This window comes from Streptosporangium sp. NPDC006007, from assembly GCF_040614315.1.
In the GTDB taxonomy this organism is placed as follows: Bacteria; Actinomycetota; Actinomycetes; order Streptosporangiales; family Streptosporangiaceae; genus Streptosporangium.
This window is the reverse complement of the sequence record NZ_JBEXUG010000047.1, coordinates 17,700-39,052: the sequence shown is the minus strand read 5'-3', so window position 1 is coordinate 39,052 and position 21,353 is coordinate 17,700. Positions and strand designations below refer to the sequence as shown.

Sequence of the window (21,353 nt, the reverse complement as noted above, 5' to 3'; positions counted from 1 at the left end):
ACGGACCAGCCTCACCGCGTCCCGCTTGAACTCATCGCCGAACTTCGACGGTCGTGCCACCCGAAGGCTCCCCTCTATGGAACAAGATCCATTGTTGGGGGTGTCCTCACCTCGGGGGGAACCTCACTTCTACTGCCTTGGTAGAGCCAAGAAGGAGGACTGCACGCAGTCAACGATCCTGATCGCTGAGGTTGAGACGGCCGTCGAGGACTACTGGTCTCGCATCCAGTTGTCCGAGAAACGCATCGCCGCGATCCGTGAGCAAGTCATGGCCGCGCTTGTGGGCCGCCAGCACAGCAACCGCGCCGAACTCGACCGGCAGGAGAAACGAAGGAAGGAACTGCAAAACCAACAGCTCAAGCTGATCGAGATGCGGTACGCCGACGCGATCTCGCTGGAACACCTCAAGTCTGAGCAGGAGCGCATCACGCGCGAGCTTGCCCAGGCACAACAGATCATCGACCAGTGCTCAACCGAGATCGAGGCCGTCATGAAGGTGGTCGAGGAAGCACTACTGCTCTGCGCCAACGCGCACCGGCTGTACCTCAGTGCGCCGCCCGACGTCCGCCGTCAGCTCAACCAGGCCGTCTTCACCCGGCTCTGGATCATGGACGATCAGGTACAGGGCGCGGACCTCACCGAAGGCTTCGCCCATCTCCTCGCCCCCGAGCTTGCCGCAGGGCTGCCGGAGGCGAAGACCGACGAACCGAAGATCGAAACCCGTTCACGCCCCGCCAGAGGTCGGGGGCGGCCGACCGGCGCACAACGCGCCACCCTGGAACTGGTGCGGCCCGAGGACGCCATACAGCGACCGCACGGCCCACTTCCCGCCGACGCGAAAAACCCTGGTCCCAAAGATCAGGACCAGGGTTCAAACGTGACCGTTTTGGTGTCCGAGGGGGGACTTGAACCCCCATGCCCCGCAAAGGGCACTAGCACCTCAAGCTAGCGCGTCTGCCTATTCCGCCACCCGGACTTGGTGCCTGCACGCGAGACCGTCATCCCGCGTCGGCGGACTCAGGTTAGCAAACTCTTGAGCCCGCGTCATATCGGTAAGAGACCGCGCTCGGAGAGGTGCCGAGAGAGGGGGGCGACGGCAGGATGGGAGGCGCAAGCCGTACCGATCCTCAAGCCGTACCGATCTCAGGGAGTTGCGATGACCAGGCTCAATGGTGAGGACGAGGTCACGGGGCTGTGCCGTGATCTGATCCGCATCGACTCGACCAACGCGGGCGACAACACCGGTCCCGGGGAGAGGGCCGCGGCGGAGTACGTGGCCGAGAAGCTGGCCGAGGTCGGGCTGGAGCCGCGGATCCTGGAGTCGGACAGCCGCCGGGCCAACGTGGTCGCCCGCATCGCGGGGGAGGACCCCTCCCGTGACGCGCTGCTCCTCCACGGTCACCTCGACGTCGTGCCCTTCGACGCCGGCGACTGGACCATGCACCCGCTCAGCGGGGAGATCGCCGGCGGCTGCGTCTGGGGGCGGGGCGCGGTCGACATGAAGAACATGGACGCGATGATCCTGGCCGTGGTCCGCCAGAGGCTCAGCGAGGGGCGACGCCCCCCCAGGGACGTGGTGCTGGCGTTCACCGCCGACGAGGAGGCCGGTGGCAGGTACGGCGCGCAGTGGCTGGCCACCGAGCACAAGGACCTGTTCGACGGGTGCACGGAGGCGATCGGCGAGGTCGGCGGGTTCAGCGTCTCCATCGACGAGACGCGCAGGCTCTATCTCATCGAGGCGGCGGAGAAGGGCATCGCGTGGATGCGGCTGACCGCCGCCGGCCGGGCCGGGCACGGCTCCATGCTCAACGCCGAGAACGCCGTCACCGAGCTGGCCGAGGCGGTGGGCCGCGTCGGGCGTCACGAGTGGCCGATACGGCTGACGCGGACGGTGGAGACCTTCCTCGCCGAGACCTCCGGGGCGCTGGGGCTCGAACTCGACCTGGACGACCCCGAGGCGACCGTGGCCCGGCTGGGCCCGCTGGCCCGCATGATCGGCGCCACGCTGCGCAACACCGCCAACCCCACGATGCTGGACGCCGGCTACAAGGCCAACGTGATCCCGCAGACCGCGACGGCCCACGTGGACGGCCGGTTCCTGCCCGGGTATGAGGACGAGTTCTTCCAGACCCTCGACGAGCTGCTCGGGCCCAATGTGACCCGGGAGTTCGTCTACCACGACGTCGCCGTCGAGACGGGGTTCGACGGGCCTTTGGTGCGGGCGATGACCGACGCCCTCCTCGCCGAGGACCCGGGCGCGCTCGCCGTGCCGTACACCCTGTCGGGGGGCACGGACCTGAAGGCGTTCAGCGCGCTGGGTATGCGCGGGTTCGGGTTCGCGCCGCTGAGGCTTCCGGCGGACTTGGACTTCTCCGGGATGTTCCATGGGGTGGACGAGCGGGTGCCGGTGGATTCGCTCCGGTTCGGGGTCCGGGTGCTTGACCGCTTCCTGGACGACTGCTGAAGGGTTCTTTCGGAAACCTGTCACATTGACTCGGTGTAGTGCTAGCGTAACTCTCCGTTGAGTGGTTGGGTTCTGCTCAGGCAGGCTCGACCGGGAGCTTCGGGGAGGTTACGTGGCACGCATGCCGCAGGAGCAGTGGGGGGCGTCTTCGCCCGCTGTTCGGCACGTGCCCGGAACGGTCTCCGCTGACGACGCCGTTTCCGTCCGGGGCGTCCGGACGGCGCGGTTCGCGGCCGACGCCCGGCGGATCGTCAGGCGAGTCTTCGCGATCGGCGGCCTGCTGGCCGCGGGATGGCTGCTCGCCGTCGTCTTCGGACTCCTCGGCGCCGCTCCGGCGTCCGCGGACACCACCGCGGTGACAGGAGTGGCCGGCTCCGCCGTTCCAGGCTCCGCCGCTGCCGGATCGGCCTTCCAGGCCGATGTCTTCCCCACGGACAGCGACCGGCTGTCGGCGTCGGGCAACGCCGAGGCCATGGCGGGGCGGGGTGTGGACGGGCTCACCAGTCATTCGAATCCGGGATTCCCGGCGCCGACGACCGCCGACCACAGTTCTGGCGGCAATGGGTTCGTGCCCCAGACCAGTGGTGGATCCGGCTTCTCAGGGCCGGGCGTGGGGGATGTCGCGCGGTTTGTCTACGACCCGCGGTTGATGGCGCAGTGCGCCCCGCAGGCGTGCGTGCTTCCCCCTGTCGTCCGCACAGCGGCGGACGACCCTTCTTTCTCTCCCGACTGACCCCGTCCCACGGATCGGCCTCGTCTCTCCGACGAGCCCGCCGGTCACGGAGCGAGCCCTGACCCCCTCTGCGGGGAGCCGCTCCGTCAATGGATGGGCAGTTTCACATTCCTCGTGACGATCGTCGAGGCATCCGCTGTGCGGGTGCTCGTCAGGACCTCGCATGCCTTCGCGCCGGTCACGAGATGTCAGGTTCCCCCTAAAAAGGATCGCTAGGAGCATAAATCATGCGTACGTGGGTTAAGGGTACGGCTCCCGCAGCACTGCTGGCGCTGGGTGTCATGTCCATGGGCAGCGGTACGGCTCTCGCCGACACCTCCGGCGACGGCTCGATCGCCGGAGGCAACCAGATCAGCGTCCCGATCACCCTGCCGATCGACATCAGCGGCAACGCCGTCGGTGTCGCGGGCGGGGCGACCGGGTCGTCCAAGGGGGGCGCCTCCGTCGAGAACTCCGGTGGCGGCTCGGGCGTCCAGGGCACGACCTCCGGTAACTCGTCCATCCTCGGCGGCAACCAGGTCACCGCGCCGATCACCGCTCCCGTCAACGCCTGCGGCAACGCGCTGTCGCTGTTCGGCGGATCCGAGGCGGGCTGCAAGGGCGGCGCCTCGGTCAAGAAGACCGGTCGCGGCGGCGGTGGCGGTGCCGGCGGCAACCGTACGAGCGGTGACCACAGCATCCTGGGTGGTAACCAGGTGGTCGCGCCGATCACGGCCCCGGTCAACGCCTGTGGCAACGCGGTCGCGGTGCTGGGCCGGTCCGAGGCGGGCTGCAAGGGTGGCGCCTCCGTCACGGGTCCCCGGGGCGGCGGGTCCGGTGGCGGCGCGGGTGGTAACACCACTTCGGGCAGGTCCTCGGTGCTGGGTGGTAACCAGGTGGTCGCGCCGATCACCGCCCCGGTCAACATCTGCGGCAACTCGGTCGCGGTTCTCGGCGGGGCCTTCTCGGGGTGCAAGGGCGGCGCCCACGTCCCCGCTGAGCCCGGCCGTCCCGGTGGGCCCGGCTGGCCGGAGCGGCCCGGTTACCACGGCGGGCACGGCGGCCACGGCGGGCACGGCCCGCGTCCCGGTTCGACCGGCAACGACACCGACGGCCGCTTCGGTGCGGGTAGCGGCAACCAGGTGATCGCCCCCGTCAACCTGCCGATCAACGCCTGCGGCAACGCGATCGGCCACGCCGAGGCGGGGTGCGAGGGGAGCCCGTCCGTCGTGGACACCGGGTCCGGTGGCGGCGCGGGTGGTAACACCACTTCGGGCAGGTCCTCGGTGCTGGGTGGTAACCAGGTGGTCGCGCCGATCACGGCCCCGGTCAACGTCTGCGGCAACGCCGTGGCGGTCGCCGGTGGCGCCTTCGCCGGCTGCAAGGGCGGGGCGTCCGTGGTGAACGGCGGATCCGGCCGCGGCGCGGGTGGTAACACCACTTCGGGCAGGTCCTCGGTGCTGGGTGGTAACCAGGTGGTCGCGCCGATCACCGCTCCGATCAACGTCTGCGGCAACGCGGTCGCGGTGCTGGGCCGGTCCGAGGCGGGCTGCAAGGGTGGCGCCTCCGTCACGGGTCCCCGGGGCGGCGGGTCCGGTGGCGGCGCGGGTGGTAACACCACTTCGGGCAGGTCCTCGGTGCTGGGTGGTAACCAGGTGGTCGCGCCGATCACCGCTCCGATCAACGCCTGCGGCAACTCGGTCGCAGCCCTGGGTGACGCCGCCGCGGGCTGCCTCGGCGGCTCCCAGGTCGGCTCGGACGGGCCGCGTCGCGGCCACTGGGCCGGGATCCCCCGTAGGAACAGGACCAGCGGCCTGATGTCGGCGCTCCCCGTCGTCCCGGCCCGTAACGGGGCCAACGGCGTGGGCGGCCTGACCGGGCAGGCGGGGGGCTCCGCCCTCCCGGCCCTGCCCGTCGTCGGCGACGTGCGGGACATGGCGGACCTTCCCGCCCTCCCTGCCCTGCCCGCTGCTCAGGGTCGCGGGGCCAAGACCCTGCTCTCCCACGGAGTCCAGGCCCCGGCGCCCTCCCAGGGCGGCCGGCCCCCGGCGCGGAAGGCCGGCTCCGCGCTGGGCGCCGTGTCCGACCTGAACTCCGCGGCGGACTTGGACTCCCTGACCGACCTGAACTCGGCCACCGACCTGGGCTCCGTGAAGGGCCTGGTCTCCTCCACCCCGCTCGGCGGCCTCGGCCTGATGAGCGCCGCTCAGCCCGTCGGTGTGACCGGGATGAACATCGGCTCGCTGTTCGCCCTCGTGCTCGGCGCCATGGCCGCGGCCTCCGCCACCCTGTTCGCGGCCGGCCGTCGCATTCGGCTCGCCAAGAAGTAAGACGTTGGTCACTCTCCAGTCATGTCTCCTCAGATTTTCCGAGGGAGACGCATAGACGCCTCGCCCGTTGAGACCGAAGGTCGTGGCCGCGCGCCGCGGCCTTCGCTCGACCGGTGAGGTGGAGAAGCTTTGCCCGTTCCGGGGGCGCGGCCCGGGGCGGGCAAAGCCATGTCCGGGGTCACAACGTCCTGCTCACACGTATGATCTTGCGACGCAGTCGAACGTCCCTGCGGCCGTCGGGATACAGTCGCAGACGGTCGAGTTCCCAGCCGCCGTATTCTGCGTGTTCGGTCAGTATCCTCCGGGCAACGTCCCGGGAGGTGCCGCGCGGAAGATGGAGAACCAAGTAGGAGTAGTCGACCACAGCGATTAGTCTCCGAAGGTGGGCTGGGGGGAACGTCGGCCCTCATAGGGCTTTATTGTGCGTCCTTGCGGCTTTACTTGGGAGTGTGCCCGATCCAGATCGGGTAACCCGAGGGGAAGTAACCGGGGAACGAATGCGAACAGCGAGGTAGGAAGCAGCGTGCCAGCCAAGAACGGCAACGCCGGCGGAACCCGCCTGGTGATCGTCGAGTCGCCTTCCAAGGCGAAGACCATCGCTGGGTACCTCGGCCGCGGCTACGTCGTGGAGTCCAGCATCGGACATATTCGCGACCTCCCGGAGAAGGCCGATGACATCCCGGAGAAGTACAAGGGCAAGTCCTGGGCCCGCCTGGGCGTCAATGTGGATCATGAGTTCGAGCCCCTCTATGTCGTCAACGCCGACAAGAAGGCGCAGGTGAGCAAGCTCAAGCAGCTGCTCAAGGACGCCGACGAGCTCTATCTGGCCACGGACGAGGACCGGGAGGGCGAGGCGATCGCCTGGCATCTCCGCGAGGTGCTCAACCCCAAGGTGCCGGTCCACCGCATGGTCTTCCACGAGATCACCCAGCGGGCGATCCAGGAGGCGGTGGCCAATCCGCGCGCCCTGAACCTGCGTCTGGTGGACGCCCAGGAGACCCGCCGCATCCTCGACCGCCTCTACGGCTACGAGGTCAGCCCCGTCCTGTGGAAAAAGGTCAAGCCCCGCCTGTCCGCCGGGCGCGTGCAGTCGGTGGCGACCCGGCTGGTCGTGGAGCGCGAGCGCGAGCGGCTGGCGTTCACCAGCGCGAGTTACTGGGACCTGCAGGCGCTGTTCGACACCGGGCGCGACGAGTTCCCGCACGAGTTCGCCGCCGCGCTGACCGGTGTGGACGGCAGGCGTGTCGCCCAGGGCCGTGACTTCGCGAGCAACGGCGTGCTCAAGAACGCCGACCTGCTCCACCTGGACGAGCAGGCGGCGCGGGCGCTGGCCGGCCGGCTGGCAGGGACGGCCTACAGGGTCACCTCGGTCGAGCGTAAGCCGTACACGCGTAAGCCGTACGCGCCCTTCCGGACGACCACCCTGCAGCAGGAGGCCAGCCGGAAGCTCGGCTTCTCGGCGAAGTCCACGATGCAGGTCGCCCAGCGGCTGTACGAGAACGGCTTCATCACCTACATGCGGACCGACAGCATCACGCTCTCGGAGACCGCCGTCGCCGCCGCCCGCAGCCAGGCCATCAAGCTGTACGGCGCGGCGTACGTGCCCGACAAGCCGCGCGCCTACGCCAGCAAGGTCAAGAACGCCCAGGAGGCGCACGAGGCGATCCGCCCGTCGGGTGAGGAGTTCCGCACGCCCGGTGAGACCGGGCTGAGCGGTGACATGTTCCGGCTGTACGAGCTGATCTGGCAGCGGACCGTGTCCTCCCAGATGAAGGACGCGGTCGGCGAGTCGGTCAGCGTCAAGGTGACCGGCGCCTCCAGCTCGGGCGAGCAGGCCGAGTTCTCCGCCACCGGCAGGACCATCACCTTCCACGGCTTCCTCAAGGCGTACGTCGAGGGCGCGGACGACCCGTCCACCGACCGTGACGACTCCGAGAAGCGCCTGCCCAACCTGGCCGAGGGCGACCGTCTCACCGCCGCCGAGCTCAACGTGCTGGCGCACGCCACCAAGCCGCCCGCGCGGTACACCGAGGCCTCGCTCATCAAGGAACTGGAAGATCGGGAGATCGGGCGGCCCTCGACCTACGCCTCGATCATCGGAACGATCCTGGACCGCGGCTACGTGTTCAAGAAGGGCACGGCCCTGGTGCCGTCCTTCCTGGCGTTCGCGGTGGTCAACCTGCTGGAGCAGCACTTCGGGCACCTCGTCGACTACGACTTCACCGCCGACATGGAGAAGGTCCTCGACGACATCGCCAACGACCGGGCGGAGCGGGTGCCCGAGCTGCGCCGTTTCTACTTCGGCGAGGAGGGTGACGAGGGCCTGAAGGAGCTGGTCAGCGACCTCGGCGAGATCGACGCCAAGGAGATCAGCTCCTTCGCGATCCGGGGCACCGACATCATGATCCGGGTGGGCCGGTACGGCCCCTACCTGGATCGCGACGGCGCCCGGGTGAACGTGCCCGAGGATCTGGCCCCCGACGAGCTCACCGCCCAGATGGCCGAGGAGCTGTTCTCCCGCCCGACGGGCGGCCGGGAGCTGGGCAAGGATCCGGTCACCGGCAACCTGATCGTGGCCAAGGACGGCCGCTACGGCCCGTACGTGACCGAGATCCTCTCCGAGGAGCCTCCGGCCGAGGGCAAGAAGAAGACCAAGAAGGCCGAGGCGGCCAAGCCGCGTACCGGGTCGCTGCTGAAGTCGATGTCCCTGGACACCATCACCCTTGAGGACGCGCTGAAGCTGCTGTCGCTGCCCAGGCGGCTCGGGGAGATCGAGGGCCAGGAGGTCACGGCGCAGAACGGCAGGTTCGGGCCCTACGTGAAGAAGGGCACCGACTCGCGCTCGCTGGCGTCGGAGGAGGAGATGTTCACGGTCACGCTGGAGCAGGCCAAGGAGCTGTTCGCCCAGCCCAAGGCCCGGGGCCGGGGTCGCGCCGCCGCGGCGCCGCCGCTGCGCGAGCTCGGTGTGGACCCCGTCTCCGGTAAGCCGATCGTGGTCAAGGAGGGGCGTTTCGGCCCGTATGTGACCGACGGTGAGACCAACGCCTCGCTGCGCAAGGGCGACGAGGTCGAGCAGATCACCACCGAGCGCGCCGCCGAGCTTCTCGCCGACCGCCGCGCTCGCGGCCCGGCGCCCAAGAAGCGCGCCGCCCCCCGGGCGAAGACCAAGGCCTGACGGTCTCCCCGGGGCCGGGACGTGTCCCGGCCCCGGGGGCCTGTCGCCCGGTGTGCCCGCCGCGGGGACAGACCGTGCGTATTACCCCCATGCGGTACCCTCGTGCGACGAGCGGCCGGGCATATCCGCCTGACCCGTGTTCTCCCCAGCCCGGCGAGCACCTGGATACTCTGACATCATGACCACCCCTGGCCGGAACACCGCGCGTCGCAAGCCCCCCCACGTGCTGGCCAACCCGCCGTTCCGCAAGCTGTGGACGGCCATGTCGGTGTGCAGCCTCGGGGACTGGCTCAACATCATCGCGTTGACCGCCCTCGCGGGTAACCTCACCGCGGGCGCGGGCTACAAGGCGCAGAGCCTGGCCATCGGCGGTGTCTTCGTGGCGAAGATGCTCCCGGCCGTCCTGCTGGGCCCGCTCGCGGGCGCGTTCGCCGACCGGTTCGACCGCCGGCTGACGATGTTCTCCGCCGACCTGTCGCGCTTCGCGCTGGTCCTGTCGATCCCGCTGATCGGCAACTACCAGTGGGTGATCGTCGCCACCTTCCTGGTCGAGTGCGTCAACCTCTTCTGGGTCCCCGCCAAGGACGCCACGGTGCCCAACCTGGTGCCCAAGGAGCGGCTGGAGGAGGCCAACCAGCTCAACCTCCTGGTCACGTACGGCACGGCCCCGATCGCCGCGCTGCTGTTCGCGGTGCTGTCGGTCGCGGACGACGCCCTGAGCAGCCTCATCCCGTACCTCGCCGGCCGGGAGACCTACCTGGCGCTGTTCATCAACGCCCTCGCGTATCTGGCGTCCGCCGTCATCATCTTCACGCTCAAGGACATCCCGAAGACCGCCCCGGCCACCGCGATCTCCACGCCTTCGGTGCTGCGGCAGATCGTCGACGGCTGGCGGTTCGTCGGCGGCGACCGGCTGATCCGGGGTCTGATCATCGGCATGCTCGGCGCGTTCGCGGCCGGTGGCGCGGTGGTCGGTGTGGCCAAGCTCTACGTGCAGGAGCTGGGCGGCGGCGACGCGGCTTACGGTGTGGTGTTCGGGGCGGTCTTCGTCGGCATGGCGTCCGGCATGTTCTTCGGGCTCAGGTTGCTGCGGGAGCTCTCCCGGCGCAGGCTGTTCGGACTGTCGATCCTGGTGGCCGGGGTGGTGCTCGCGGCGATCGCGGTCGTCCACAACCTGGTGATCGTCGTCATGCTCACCGTCGCCCTCGGGGCGTGCGCCGGGATCGCCTGGATCATCGGCTACACCATGATCGGGCTGGAGGTGGAGGACAGGCTGCGCGGCCGTACGTTCTCCTTCCTGCAGTCACTCGCCCGGGTCACCCTGCTGCTGGTCGTCGCGGTCGCGCCGACGCTGGCCGGCCTGTTCGGCAGGCACGAGATCAGGCTCCGCCAGGAGACGGTCTACGTGTTCGACGGCTCCAACCTGGTGCTGCTGATCGGCGCGCTGCTCGCGATGGTCGTCGGATTCCTCGCGCTGCGGCACATGGACGACCGCGAAGGCGTGTCGATCTTCGTCGACCTGCTCGCGGCGGTGCGCGGCGAGCGCTTCACACCGGAGGGGGACGAGCAGCCGCGCGGGCTGTTCGTCGTGTTCGAGGGCGGCGAGGGGTCGGGCAAGACCACCCAGTCCAGGCTGCTCGCGATCTGGCTCAGGGACCAGGGGTTCGACGTCGTGCAGACCCGGGAGCCGGGCTCGACCAAGGTGGGGATGCGGCTGCGCGCGATCCTGCTGGACGCCGTGCACCAGGGGCTGTCGGCCCGCTCCGAGGCACTGCTGTACGCGGCAGACCGGGCCGAGCACGTGGAGAAGGTCATCCGGCCGGCCCTCCACCGGGGGGCGCTGGTGATCTCCGACCGGTACGTCGACTCCTCGCTGGCCTACCAGGGGGCCGGCCGGGCACTGGATCCGGCGGACATGGTGAAGATCAACAACTGGGCCACCGGCGGGCTCGTCCCCGACCTGACCGTGCTCATCGACACCCCGCCGTCCGTCGGGCTGGCCCGGCTCGGCGGTGCCGTCGACCGGATCGAGGCCGAGCCGCTGGAGTTCCACGAGCGGGTGCGCCGCGAGTTCCGCGCGCTGGCCGCCGCCGAGCCGGAGCGCTACCAGGTCGTCGACGGGACGCTCCCGCAGGAGCAGATCTCCCTGCTCATCCACGACCGGATGCGTGAGCTCCTGCCCGACCCGGTGCCGCACGAGTCGGAGGACGCCACCGGGACCATCCCCGTCATCCGCGACTGATCCCGGCGGTAGGTTGAGGACGTGGGAGTCTTCGATGACCTTGTGGGGCAGGAGCGGGCGGCCGTGACGCTCCGCCGGGCCGCGGCGGCGGGGGCCGAGCTTCTGGCCGGTGGGCGTGGAGCGGGGATGACCCACGCGTGGCTGTTCACCGGGCCGCCCGGATCCGGCAGGGAGGAGGCGGCGCGGGCGTTCACCGCGGCGCTGTTCTGCTCCGAGCAGGGGTGCGGCCACTGTGACATGTGCCATCAGGTGGCGATCGGCTCCCATCCGGACCTGGAGATCGTCCGCCCGCAGGGACTCTCCTACGGTGTCAAGGACACCCGCAGGCTCATCCTCAGGGCGGCCGGCGCGCCGACCCTGGGCCGCTGGCGCGTCGTGCTGTTCGAGGACGCCGACCGCGCCACCGAGGGCGCATCCAACGCGCTGCTCAAGGCGATCGAGGAGCCGCCGCCGAAGACGGTCTGGCTGCTCTGCGCGCCCTCCCCGGACGACATGATGATCACGATCAGGTCCCGGTGCCGGGTGGTCACCCTCGTCACGCCGCCCGCCGCCGCGGTCGCCCATGTGCTGGCCACCCGGGAGAACGTCCCGCCGGCGGTGGCGGAGTTCGCCGCCAGGGCCGCTCAGGGGCACATCGACCGGGCCCGCAGGCTGGCGCTGGACGAGGACGCGCGTAAGCGCCGCGACGCGGTGCTCTCCATCCCCCGATCTCTCACCGGGGTGGGGGAGTGCGTGCTGGCCGCCGAACGGCTGGTGAAGACCGCGGAGGAGGAGGCCGCCGCGGTCACCTCGCTGCTGAACGAGTCCGAGATCTCCGAGCTGCGGCAGATCTACGGTGAGGGGTCCTCGGGCAAGGGGCTCAACAAGGGGTTGATCCGGGGCGGGGCCGGAGCGCTCAAGGAGCTGGAGGAGCGGCAGAAGTCCCGGGCCACCCGGACCAAGCGCGACGTCATCGACGGCGCCCTGCTCGATCTGGTGGCCTTCTACCGCGACGTGCTGGCCGTGCAGTTCGGCGCGCCGGTGGAGCTGGCCAACGAGGACCGCCGGGCCGAGCTGAACGGCCTGGCCACCTCCTCCACCCCGGAGGACACCCTGCGCAGGATCGACGCGATCATGCGCTGCCGCGTGAGGCTGTCGGCCAACGTCAACCCGCAGATGGCCGTCGAGGCGATGACCATCTCGCTGCGGCGGCCCGGACTCTGACCCCTCTCCCCTTCCGGTGGCCGTGGGGACGCTCCGTCGCCACGGCGGGCTGAGCGGGGAAACACCCGTCGCCCTCGCACGGCCGGCGGTCTCCGGTGGGGGGCTTCGTGCTGCCGGGGAGGGCGGCCTCGTGGCCCACGGTGCCCTTCCGGCCGGCGGGGACGGCGCGGGGGAGCGTCTTCTCGTCCGGCGGGGCCGGAGCTCGGCGCGGTCGGCTCGGTCGGGTACCGCAGGCCGGCGGACTCCCAGGATCCGCATATTTCGGATATCGGCTGGTGAGGGGGTGGGTGCCGTTCCCATCAAGCGGCCCCTACATACTGTTTTCTCATTAAATGGAACTATTCCTGGCTGAAGCCCCTCAAAGAATGAGTGCCATCGTTAGAATTCACAGCGAATTTTGCTGCATTCGTTATAAAACTACCGAACAGTGTCCTGCTCTACGGGGATGGGCAGAGAAGGACCGGGGGACGCTTGGCCAGCATGGAAGCACGTCACGGGGTGATGGGGCCGGGGGTAAGGCGAGCCGTCACCAGCCGGGTGAACAGCGACGACACGCTGAGGATCGAGTGGCCGGAGCCCGACGACGGAGAGATCGTCCTGAGGAACGTCGAGACCGGGGAGGAACGAGAGGGCGCTGACCTCACGGGTCTGCGGGCCGGGATCTGGATGGCGTCACACCGGGGCGAACCCCTCGCCACCGACGATCCGGGATTCTCGCTGGACGGGTTGCTCGCCTACGCCGAGACCCCTCGAACCCGGGAGATCCGGGCGTTCCGCACCTCCGGCGGGACCCTCGGGCTGACCGTGCGGGAGGTGAAACCGTACGTCGAGGTGACCGGGGTCCAGTCCGACGACGGGGTGATCGAGGTCGAGGGCCTGATCGCCTACGGCCCGCCGATCGAAGGACCGGCCACGCTGGTGGCCGTGGCCAGAAGAGGGCCGGAACCGGTCAGCGGACCGGCGGCCTTCCACAGGCGGCGCTTCGAGGGCAGTGTCCGGATCGCGCCGATGGCCGCGACACAGGTCAGGCGGCGGGTCTTCTGGGACCTCCACGCGGAGGTCGGCGGCGTACGGCTGCCACTGGCGGCCCGTCTCGACGACGTCACCGACAAAAAGGCCAGAGTGCGCTTCCCCGCCCAGTACGTGGAGCGGGTGAGGGTACGGCCCTACTACACCGAGTCCGACAGCCTGGCCGTCGCGCTCACCGTCGAGGAGGAGAGCTCGTGAAGATCTCCTATCTGATCCTCAACGCCTACGGCATGGGTGGCACGATCCGGGCCACCTTCGACCTCGCCACCGAGATGTCCGAACGGCACGACGTCGAGGTGATCAGCGTCTTCCAGCACGCCGACCGGCCCTTCCTGCCGCTGGGACCCAAGGTCAGGCTGCGCTCGCTGGTGGATCTGCGGCCCGGGGCCCGGGTGCGCTGGCCGTACACCAAGAGGGCTGAGCGGCTGAGCGGCCGGGAGAGCACGCTCGTCCACCCCGAGGAACGTGCCTACGCCTCCTTCAGCGCGTGGAGCGACGAGGTGCTCAGGCGCGAGCTGCAACGGCTCCGCAGCGACGTGCTGATCACCACCCGGGCCGGGCTGAACATCATGGCCGCCAGGTTCGCCCGCAAGAGGATCGTGACAATCGCCCAGGAGCATCTGCACTTCGAGGCCCACCAGCCCGGCATCTTCGCGGAGATCCGGCGGTGGTATCCGAGGCTGGACGCGCTCGTCACCCTCACCGAGGCCGACGAGCGAGACTACCTGAACATGCTCGACCGGGCGCCCACGCGGGTGTTCACCATCGGCAACGGGCTGGCCGGAGGGCCGCGCCCCCGCTCCAGGCAGGAGAACCGGATCGTGGTGGCCGCCGGGCGCCTGGTGCCGGTCAAGGGGTACGACCGGCTGCTGAAGGCGTTCGCCCAGGTGGTCGGGGAACGCCCGGACTGGAGGCTGCGGATCTACGGCGAGGGCCGGGTCTCCGACAAGCTGCTCAGGCTGGCCGTCAAACTGCGCCTGCACAACAACGTCACGTTCATGGGCCCGACCGGCGACATCGAGGGCGAGTTCGCCAAGGCGTCGATCCACGCGGTCAGCTCCCGCTTCGAGGGCTTCGGCATGACCATCATCGAGGCGTTCGCCTGCGGGGTGCCGGTGGTGAGCTTCGACTGCCCCCGAGGCCCCCGCGAGATCATCACCTCCGGGCACGACGGGCTGCTGATCCCGCCCGACGACGTGGACGCCTTCGCCGCCGGGCTGCTCAAGATGATCGAAGACGACGAGGGGCGGCGCGAGATGGCGCGGAACGCCGTCGAAACGGCCCGGAACTACGACATCTCCATGATCGCGGACCGTTGGGAGAAGGCTTTCGCCGAACTCGTGCGCTGAACCTGGGCGCCGAACTCGCGTGTCGAACTCGTCCGCCGAGCGGAGCAGCAGATCCCGTCGTCCGGCGTCTCTGTGACGTGGAAGTCGAACTGCTCTCCCACGGAGAGCCCCTGCCCAGGGACCGCGTCGACGTCGCGACGCTGTTCGCCGAACATCATCTCGGGCTGGTACGGCTGGCGCTGCTCATGGTGGGCGACCGGGCCACGGCCGAGGACGTCGTCCAGGAGGCGTTCGCCCGCACCCACGCGAGCCGTCGTCGTCTGCGCGACCCCGAGCGCGCGCCAGCCTACATCCGCTCGGCGGTTCTCAACGGCTGCCGTTCCGTACTGCGCCGCCGGGCGGTGGCGTTCCGGCGGCCCGTGCCGTACGAGCCACCCGTCTGGTCGGCCGAGCACACCGCCCTGCTCGGCGAGGAGCGCCGCGAGGTGCTCCTCGCCCTCCGGCGACTGCCGGGGCGGCAGCGAGAGGCGCTGACGCTCCGGTACTACCTCGACCTGTCCGACCTGGAGATCGCCCAGACCATGGGGATCGCCGCGGGCAGCGCCCGGTCCACCATCGCGCGCGGGCTGGCCGCCCTCGCCAGAGCACTTGGGGAGGAATCATGACCGTTACCGAGAACCGCCTGCGCGACGCCCTGTCCGCCGCGGCCACGACCACCGTGGACGCCCGCCCGCTGACCACTCCGGCCCGCCGCCGCTCCCGGGTCCCGGTCGCCCTGGCCGCCGCCGTCACGGTGGCCGCCGTCGGCACCGGGTTCCTCTGGGCGCAGCGGGCGGACCCTCAGCCCACGGTCGCCGCCGCCCAGGCCGGCCCGGTTCCCCAGCCCGAACTGGAGATCTCCGTCTTCCTGTGCAGGCCGAAGGACTTCTTCCCCCGGTGCAAGGGAGTGAGGACGGAGAAGGCGAAGATCGCCGAGGCGCTGTGGAGCCGGCCGGACGTGGGGTGGATCGCCTTCGACGACAACAGGGAGGCGTGGGAGAAGTTCAAGAGGCAGTACAGGGACGACTCCGCGCTGGCCAAGGCGATCACCGTGGAGGACATGCCCGAGGTGTTCCGGGTCATCCCCACGTCCGGCGCCGATCGGAAGAGACTCGCCGACGTCATCGGGCGACTGCCCGGCGTCTCCAACGTGGTCGACGACAAGTGCCGGGCGCACTCGGTCGTGGCGGGGAACTCCCGCTTCAGGTGCTGAGAGGGAGTGCTCCACGCGAGTGCCGGGCCGGCGGGAGCGCGTCCCGGTCCGGCCTCAGGTGATCTGATTCCGGGGCGGAGCGCCGAGGTCCGGATCGTGACAGGACCCGGCGGTCCGGCTCCTCGGCGGGACCGCCGTGGCCCGGCTCCTCGGCGGGACGGATGACACCGTGGGGGCGCCGTGGTTCCGTCGCGGTCCGGCTGGGGTCCTGCCGTGGCTTTCCATGGCCTTCCCGTGGTTCCCCCATGGCTTCCCCGTGGTATCCGGGCGGTCCGCCCGCGTAGGGTGGCGGGGTGGGCGCTAGCCGTACCCCAGCAGTTTTGGAGCCACATGAGCATGATCATGGCCGTGAGCTTCACCCGCTACGGCCGGCTGTATTATCTCGACCCCGGCGGCCACACCCCCAAGGTCGGTGACAGGGTGCTCGTGCCCACCGACGCCGGGCCCGAGGTGGCCGAATGCGTCTGGGCGCCGCAGTGGACGAGCGAGGAGATCGGCGGGCTGCCGGTGTGCGAGGGGCTCGCGGGCGAGGAGCACCTGGCCCGTGACGAGACCAACAGACGGCGGCGCGCCGAGGTCCGCAGCGTCGCCAAACGCCTGATCAGACGGCACGCGCTGCCGATGAAGGTCGTCGGCGTCGACTATCTCGACGCCGACAACGTCTACACGGTCTACTTCTCGGCCCCCCAGCGCGTCGACTTCCGGGCCCTCGTCCGCGACCTGGCCCGCAACCTCCATGCCCGGGTGGAACTGCGCCAGATCGGGCCTCGTGACGAGGCACGCCTGCAGGGCGGTATCGGCCCCTGCGGCCGTGACCTGTGCTGCGCGACCTTTCTCAAGGATTTCGAGCCGGTCTCCGTGCGCATGGCCAAGGACCAGGACCTGCCGGTCAACCCGATGCGCATCGCCGGGGCGTGCGGGCGGCTGATGTGCTGCCTCAAGTACGAGCATCCCCTCTACGTCGACGCGCACCGCAGGATGCCCCGGGTCGGGGCGAAGGTCGGCACCCCGGAGGGTTCCGGGACCGTGGTGGGACGGAACGTCCCCTCGGACTCGGTCGTGGTCCGCCTGGACGACGGCGGGCGGCGCTGCGCCTGCCCCTCCGCCTCGGTCTGCTCCCCCCGCAAACAGCACGACACGATGTACGGCGGAGCCGTCACGGTCGCCGAGAGCGGTCCCGAGGATTGACATCCTCTCCGCCCTAAAGGACGGAGATTCCCGCCTGCCGCGTGGGCTTCGGGTGGGTTACTGCTTCGCCGCGCCGCGCCGCGCCGGGACAGGTCCCGGTCTTACCCGCGCTCCACAGTCGTTTAGTCTCTCCGCCTGCCCGGCGGCGAGAATGTTGATCGCCGCGTTGATGTCCCGATCGTGAGTCGTGCCGCACGGGCAGGTCCATGACCGGACGTTCAACGGCATCGATTCGGTGATGGTGCCGCATGCTGAGCACAGCTTCGACGATGGGAACCATCGGTCGATCTTCCCGAGGTACCTGCCGTGTCGTGCGGCCTTGTACTCCAGCATGCCGACGAACTGTGACCAGCCCGCATCGTGCACGCTCCTGGCCAGCTTCGTACGCGCCAGTCCGTTCACGGCCAAGTTCTCCACGTAGACCGCTTGGTTGTCGCGGATCAACGAGGTGGAGAGCTTGTGTGCCCAGTCTCGGCGTGTGTCGGTCACCTTGGCGTACGCCTTCGCGACCTTGAGCTTGGCCTTCTGCCGGTTCGCGGAGCCCTTGTCCTTGCGGCTCAGCGCTTTCTGCGCCTTGCGGAGCTTTTTGGCCGCACGCCGAAGGAGGCGCGGATTCGCCACCTTCCGGCCGTCCGAGGTGATCGCGAAATGAGTGAGACCCAGGTCGATACCGATCTCGGAGTCTGTCTCGGGCAGCGGCTGGTGCGAGGTCCCGACGACGAACGATGCGAAGTATCGGCCCGCCGAGTCCTTGACCACCGTCACCGACGATGGATCGGACGGCAGTGATCGGGACCAGCGAACCGGAACGTCCCCGATCTTGGGCAGGCGGAGTTTCCCGCCCGGCGTGACCGCGAACCGGGCGTTCCTGGTGAACCGGATTGCTTGCCGGGAATCCTTTCGCGACCGGAACCGAGGTGCGGCGACCTTGCGCCCCTTTCGCCTCCCGGAGATCGAGGCGAAGAAGTTGCGATACGCGGTGTTCAGGTCCGCGAGCGCCTGCTGAAGGATCACGGCGGACACCTCGCCGAGCCATGCACGGTCCGGCGTCAGCTTCGCTTGTGTAATAACCCGTTTCGACAGGTCCCCGTCCGAGATGTACGGCAAGCCCTGCTCGCGGGCTTCCTGCCGTGCGCGCAGCCCGTCGTTGAACACCGTCCGCGCGCACCCGAACGCCCGAGCCAGCGACTGACGCTGACCGGGGGTCGGGTGGAGGCGGAAGTTGTAACGAAGCCGCACCCCATGATCTTATCATTGGTTTATGGCAGATTATGAAGATATCAGGACTGGTAGACACTGCGTTTTTGTGCTGCATGCGCATTTGGTTTTCGTGACCAAGTTCCGGCATCGGGTATTCACGGGCAGCCACCTGGAACGCATGGAGCAGATCATGCGCGACGTGTGCGCGGACTTCGAGACCGAACTCGCCGAGTTCAACGGCGAGAGCAACCACGTCCATCTGCTGGTGAACTTCCCGCCCAAGATCGCCCTGTCCAAGCTGGTCAACTCCCTGAAGGGCGTGTCCTCCCGCAGGATGCGCCAAGAGTTCCCCGAACTGGCCCGCCACTACTACCGGGCGAACAAGCTGTGGTCGGGCTCCTACTTCGCCGGGTCGGTGGGCGGCGCACCGCTCAGCGTCCTGCGCCGGTACATCGAGCAGCAAAACCGGCCGAGTTAGGGCACGCTCGGGCCTGGCGGCCCTCCCGCGCGGGCCTTCACCCCCGGCCTGAAGACCGGAGGTGAAGGCCCGCAGACCGGTAGCCGGGCTCCTTTCAGGCGCCGGGCCCGCTCCTTCCGGTTGATCCCGACGATCCGCGGCAGGCAGGCAGGCAGGACGGGTGGGTGGGCCGTGTGGTCCGTACGGCGTCCGCACCGCCGGATCACGGGGGCGACGCGTACGAGGTGCCGGAAAGGGGCGATCACCTCGGCATACAGACCGTTACGCCCCTGCTGTTACGGTCTGCATGCTCCGGCACTCTCCTGACGGTCCCGGCGCTCTTCCGGCCCAGACCCCGCCCCGCCCCGGGCCGGGGGCGCCGGGACGGAGCCGGGAACCGGGGTCGGGGTCGGGAGACGGGACCGGGAGAAGGCTCACCGGAAGCGCTTTGCCAGCAGGTCGCCGCGCGGGTGTGAGCCGTTGATCCGTTCTTCGCCGTCGCTCTGCCGGCGCAACTCCTCGGTCCGCTGCCTGACCATCTTCTCCACGGTGGCTCGCGCCTCGGCGTCGGCGCCCTTGCCGGCGATCTCTATCAGCTGACGTTGCCTGCGGCGCTCCTCCGCCTCCCGGTACCCCTGGAGTTCGAGCTCGCCTATCCGCGCGTCCGCGTCGAGCTGGAGACGCTTCTCGTGGACCTTCTCCCGGGTGCGGGTCGCCTGGTCCACCATGCGGTCGTAGGCGGTCGTGCCGCCCATGAGCTTGACGAGGACGGGAAGGCAGTCGATGAGGACGAGGAAGATCCGGAACAGCCAGCTCGCCCCGAACAGGTAGGGGTTCTCCGCGGTGATCTCGTGCAGGGCCCGCATGCGCTCCAGCAGCCCGACGGGGTCGTCCCTGCCGGGCAGCGAGGCCAGCCGCTCCTGGATCCTGTCCTCGACCCGCTGCCCGAAGTCGGCCTGCTTGTCGGCCAGGGGCCCGCGCAGCGCGGATATCCGGTCCTCCAGAGACCGGAGCGTCCGCTGGTTCCCGGGCAGCCCGCTACGGCTGCTCCACGCCTTCGCCTCCCTGGTGAACCGCTTGCAGAACTGGCCGTCGCCTCTCTGGCCGCTCGTCACGCCGGTCTTGCGGCCCACGCACTCGTCCGTCGCCCGATCGAACAGCCAGGCGGACCGGGCCTTGTCGGCTCTGATCTGTTTCCGCAGCCTCTCGGCGTCGTCCTCCAACTCGCTCAGCCTGGCCACGTCCGCCTCGGCTCCGTAGGCCAGCAGCCTGGCGTTTCCGCACTCCCGGCTCTTCGGCGCCTCGCCCGGGGTCTGCGGGTTGCACGCCAGCAGCAGGTCCCGCTCGCTGTTCAGGGCGGCCTGCCGTCCGTCGACGACATGCTGGACCACGGCGGTCTCGAACACCCTCAGCACCAGGGGCTCGGCGATGATGATGCCCAGCACCCCGGCGACGAGCAGCCGGGGGACCAGCAGCATGACCCGCTGCTGCCAGATGCTGGTCACCGTCGAGACGAGCCACCTGTCGAGGTTGAGCACGATGAGCAGCCAGATCACCGTGGGAATGAGCAGCCCGATGTGGGGGGCGCCCAGGACCTGGCTCAGCGCGAACCACATGGAGACCGCGGCGACGACCGCCGTGCCCAGCACCACACCGCCGAGGCCGACGTGGCGGGTCCGCTCAAGTGGCACCTGATCGAGGATCCCCTCGTCGGCCCCCGCGAGGATCCGCAGCCGCCTTCCCAGCTCAAGCCGCTTTCCGAGGGAGACGCGCCGGGTGTCCGGGCGCCTGCCGACCGGCGCCCTCTCAGTCATCGAGGTCCTCCAGTCCCACCCTGCGCGGGCCGTCGTCTCCGTCCTGGCGCGATCTGCCCTCGCCGAGTTCGAGCCGCTCGGCGTTGTTCGGCGCCTCGATGAAGGGGTCGTCTCCGACGACCGAGGTCATGACCCTTTTGATAAGCATGTGCGTGTCGATGGGGAGGAAGTCCAGTGCCCCGTCGGGCAGACGGTTGATCAGCTCGGACAGGGACTTCATCCGAAGCTCCTGCGCCTCCCGTGTCATGCCCACGGCGTCCGTCATCATCAGCTGCTCACGGCTGACGCCGAACGCCGTGGTGGCCTCCGTTCCACGCTTGAAGATCTTCTCGATCCGGGACACGTCCTGGTTCTCGATCGCCCACTCCAGCTCCTTGCCCTCCTTCTCCCACTTGAGCCGCTTGAGCCGCTGGCCGTGGACGAGGATGTCGTTCGGTGGGAGCAGGGCGACGTTGACCAGGGTGACCTCAAGCCCCTCGATCCGGGCCGGGCAGAACTCCAGGTAGGCCCGGACCCGGTTGACGACCTCCACGGACAGCAGGTGCACCTCCTCGATCGGCCTCGTCGTGCCGAGTTGCATCAGGTGCGCGTCGTTGCGGACATGGTTGGCCAGAACCCCCGAGGCGTCCTGGACCCCGGCGGCCACGACCGCCTCCGGGTCGGTCACCTTGCAGGCGAAGGTCACCTGCACCGCGAAGTGGTAGCCCATGTCCTGAGAGGGGATCTCGATGATGAGCGTGAACTGCCGGCTGCGCATGTAGACGACGCTCACCGACCTCGCCTTCACGACGGCCTCCTCCGACCCCTTGAGATGATGGCCCTCGGTGTACGCCTTGTAGCCGCCGTTCAGCGCGAAGACGAGAACGGTTCCCACCTGGGGCTGGGGGAGTTCGTCGAGGTTGCGTCGGGCGAAGAGTCCCAGCCGTCGCTGGGGAGGTCGGAGAGGGCGTTCCTCAACGATCGGATAACCGCTGTAGGCGGGCATCGGTTTCTCCTTG

Annotated in this window: 16 protein-coding genes and 1 tRNA gene; 12 read left to right on the top strand and 5 right to left on the bottom strand. The window is 69.4% G+C overall.

Going from position 1 to position 21,353, the window contains the following annotated elements; translation table 11 throughout:
• Nucleotides 1-887: 887 nt before the first annotated feature.
• A tRNA-Leu gene (locus ABZ194_RS26320) sits at nucleotides 888-976 on the bottom strand.
• A 180-nt stretch (nucleotides 977-1,156) separates the two neighbouring features.
• On the opposite strand from ABZ194_RS26320, the gene ABZ194_RS26315 reads away from it, so the two are divergent.
• From ABZ194_RS26315 to ABZ194_RS26305, 3 genes are all read left to right on the top strand, one after another.
• The gene (locus ABZ194_RS26315; RefSeq protein WP_355599690.1) at nucleotides 1,157-2,464 is read left to right on the top strand and encodes a M20/M25/M40 family metallo-hydrolase; all 1,308 of its coding nucleotides are present in this window, start codon (nucleotides 1,157-1,159) and stop codon (nucleotides 2,462-2,464) included.
• 121 nt (nucleotides 2,465-2,585) lie between these two features.
• Entirely contained in the window at nucleotides 2,586-3,197 is a 612-nt protein-coding gene (locus ABZ194_RS26310) for a hypothetical protein (protein WP_355599692.1), read from the top strand.
• A gap of 227 nt (nucleotides 3,198-3,424) precedes the next feature.
• The gene (locus tag ABZ194_RS26305) at nucleotides 3,425-5,506 is read left to right on the top strand and encodes a chaplin family protein (protein WP_355599689.1); all 2,082 of its coding nucleotides are present in this window, start codon (nucleotides 3,425-3,427) and stop codon (nucleotides 5,504-5,506) included.
• A gap of 178 nt (nucleotides 5,507-5,684) precedes the next feature.
• On the opposite strand, the gene ABZ194_RS26300 is transcribed toward ABZ194_RS26305, so the two are convergent.
• On the bottom strand, nucleotides 5,685-5,870 hold the full coding sequence (locus ABZ194_RS26300) for a DUF5703 family protein (protein WP_355599688.1): 186 nt from the start codon (nucleotides 5,868-5,870) through the stop codon (nucleotides 5,685-5,687).
• A gap of 159 nt (nucleotides 5,871-6,029) precedes the next feature.
• Between ABZ194_RS26300 and topA the strand changes: the two genes are divergently transcribed.
• The 8 genes from topA to ricT all read left to right on the top strand — a co-directional run bounded on the left by topA (nucleotide 6,030) and on the right by ricT (nucleotide 16,884).
• Nucleotides 6,030-8,681 carry a type I DNA topoisomerase gene (topA, locus tag ABZ194_RS26295; RefSeq protein WP_355599687.1) on the top strand — a complete coding sequence of 884 codons (2,652 nt, stop codon included), beginning with the start codon at nucleotides 6,030-6,032 and terminating at the stop codon, nucleotides 8,679-8,681.
• A 178-nt stretch (nucleotides 8,682-8,859) separates the two neighbouring features.
• Nucleotides 8,860-10,923, top strand: coding sequence for a dTMP kinase (gene tmk / locus ABZ194_RS26290; protein WP_355599686.1), 2,064 nt, complete (start codon nucleotides 8,860-8,862; stop codon nucleotides 10,921-10,923).
• Between the two features lie 21 nt (nucleotides 10,924-10,944).
• On the top strand, nucleotides 10,945-12,126 hold the full coding sequence (locus ABZ194_RS26285; RefSeq protein WP_355599685.1) for a DNA polymerase III subunit delta': 1,182 nt from the start codon (nucleotides 10,945-10,947) through the stop codon (nucleotides 12,124-12,126).
• Between the two features lie 480 nt (nucleotides 12,127-12,606).
• The gene (locus ABZ194_RS26280; protein ID WP_355599684.1) at nucleotides 12,607-13,353 is read left to right on the top strand and encodes a hypothetical protein; all 747 of its coding nucleotides are present in this window, start codon (nucleotides 12,607-12,609) and stop codon (nucleotides 13,351-13,353) included.
• Nucleotides 13,350-14,504, top strand: coding sequence for a glycosyltransferase family 4 protein (locus tag ABZ194_RS26275; RefSeq protein ID WP_355599683.1), 1,155 nt, complete (start codon nucleotides 13,350-13,352; stop codon nucleotides 14,502-14,504). The genes ABZ194_RS26280 and ABZ194_RS26275 overlap by 4 nt, the downstream gene beginning before the upstream one ends.
• 77 nt (nucleotides 14,505-14,581) lie before the next feature.
• Nucleotides 14,582-15,109: a sigma-70 family RNA polymerase sigma factor gene (locus ABZ194_RS26270; protein ID WP_355599682.1), complete on the top strand. Its 528-nt coding sequence runs from the start codon at nucleotides 14,582-14,584 to the stop codon at nucleotides 15,107-15,109.
• Entirely contained in the window at nucleotides 15,106-15,696 is a 591-nt protein-coding gene (locus ABZ194_RS26265) for a permease-like cell division protein FtsX (RefSeq protein ID WP_355599681.1), read from the top strand. The genes ABZ194_RS26270 and ABZ194_RS26265 overlap by 4 nt, the downstream gene beginning before the upstream one ends.
• Before the next feature lie 336 nt (nucleotides 15,697-16,032).
• Entirely contained in the window at nucleotides 16,033-16,884 is an 852-nt protein-coding gene (gene ricT, locus ABZ194_RS26260; RefSeq protein WP_355599691.1) for a regulatory iron-sulfur-containing complex subunit RicT, read from the top strand.
• A 57-nt stretch (nucleotides 16,885-16,941) separates the two neighbouring features.
• Here ricT and ABZ194_RS26255 read toward each other — a convergent pair whose 3' ends face one another.
• A complete protein-coding gene (locus ABZ194_RS26255; protein ID WP_355599680.1) occupies nucleotides 16,942-18,123 on the bottom strand; it encodes a transposase in 1,182 nt (393 codons plus the stop codon).
• Nucleotides 18,124-18,145: 22 nt separating this feature from the next.
• Between ABZ194_RS26255 and tnpA the strand changes: the two genes are divergently transcribed.
• Nucleotides 18,146-18,562: an IS200/IS605 family transposase gene (gene tnpA, locus ABZ194_RS26250; RefSeq protein ID WP_355599679.1), complete on the top strand. Its 417-nt coding sequence runs from the start codon at nucleotides 18,146-18,148 to the stop codon at nucleotides 18,560-18,562.
• A 413-nt stretch (nucleotides 18,563-18,975) separates the two neighbouring features.
• Here the strand turns inward: tnpA and ABZ194_RS26245 are convergent, their stop codons facing one another.
• Nucleotides 18,976-20,355: a DUF4407 domain-containing protein gene (locus tag ABZ194_RS26245; protein WP_355599678.1), complete on the bottom strand. Its 1,380-nt coding sequence runs from the start codon at nucleotides 20,353-20,355 to the stop codon at nucleotides 18,976-18,978.
• The gene (locus ABZ194_RS26240; protein WP_355599677.1) at nucleotides 20,348-21,340 is read right to left on the bottom strand and encodes a hypothetical protein; all 993 of its coding nucleotides are present in this window, start codon (nucleotides 21,338-21,340) and stop codon (nucleotides 20,348-20,350) included. Before ABZ194_RS26240 ends, ABZ194_RS26245 begins: the two co-directional genes overlap by 8 nt.
• Nucleotides 21,341-21,353: the final 13 nt, after the last annotated feature.